Below are 1,035 nucleotides of genomic sequence, written 5' to 3' on the forward strand. Positions count from 1 at the left end.
CTTCCCCTATGATTAACAACATACCGTGTTATTTAATAAACGCCATGTACATGAGGTTGCCTGTGTTGAAGTTGAAAACATCTAGTATAAGCACATGTTTCATTATTCGCTCTTTGAGCATCACGGTTGTTTTTTTTAGTTTTATAACGATAACAAGCTGTGGATTATTTCATAGTCAACATAGCGAAGTGCCACCAGAACAACGCCAAATTGATGTACAAAAAGATTATTTTTATCAAATTGCGCCAGGTGACATAGTAGACATTTTTGTGTGGGGAATTGAAGAATTATCTGGTAGTGTGCCAGTCCGCCCAGATGGCATGTTGACCACTCGTTTAGCGGAAGATATGCCTGCTAGTGGCAAAACGCCTTCTCAATTAGCGCGTGATCTTGAAAAACAATTCGCAACCTATGTACGGGCGCCAATTGTCACGATCACAGTGAATGGTTTTACTGGTTTATCAAGTCAACAAGTGCGTGTCATTGGTGAGGCGGCTAAACCATTTGCCGTGCCATTTCGCAAACACATGACTTTATTAGATGTTATGATTGCTGTTGGTGGACTGACTGAATTTGCCGCTGGTAATAAAGCAGTCTTGGTGCGCACTCTTAAAAATAAACCGCAATCATACGCACTGCGTATTAATGATCTTATTCGTGATGGCGATATTTCAGCAAACTTGAGTTTGTTGCCAGGTGACGTCATCATTATTCCAGAAGCGTGGTTTTAATGTTGATTAACTTTGGTTACAATCTAAACTACCTAAGAAACATGGACAACCATTGGTGAATACAGTGAGTGAACTTAAAATGCACCCAGTCTATGTTGGCCGGCAACCGATTTTTGATCGCAACGAAAAAATTATTGGCTTTGAATTATTGTTTCGCAGTGGTCACACGACGGTCGCTGAGTTTTATGACGAACATGCGGCGACGCACGATTTATTGCGAGCGGCATTTGTTGATATTGGCATTGAACAACTGGTTGGTCAGCATCAAGCATTTCTTAATCTAACACGGGCTTTTTTTCATAAT

General features: G+C 40.7%; 1 protein-coding gene and 1 pseudogene. Both read left to right on the top strand.

What is annotated here, in order from left to right; genetic code table 11:
* Window positions 1-65 precede the first annotated feature (65 nt).
* Window positions 66-731 carry an XrtA/PEP-CTERM system exopolysaccharide export protein gene (locus HUK38_RS14595; protein WP_420825179.1) on the top strand — a complete coding sequence of 222 codons (666 nt, stop codon included), beginning with the start codon at window positions 66-68 and terminating at the stop codon, window positions 729-731.
* A 79-nt stretch (window positions 732-810) separates the two neighbouring features.
* Window positions 811-1,035 (top strand): annotated as a pseudogene (locus tag HUK38_RS14600) (EAL domain-containing protein); the annotation flags it as partial.

It is taken from the genome of Thiospirillum jenense (genome assembly GCF_014145225.1).
In the GTDB taxonomy this organism is placed as follows: Bacteria; Pseudomonadota; Gammaproteobacteria; order Chromatiales; family Chromatiaceae; genus Thiospirillum; species Thiospirillum jenense.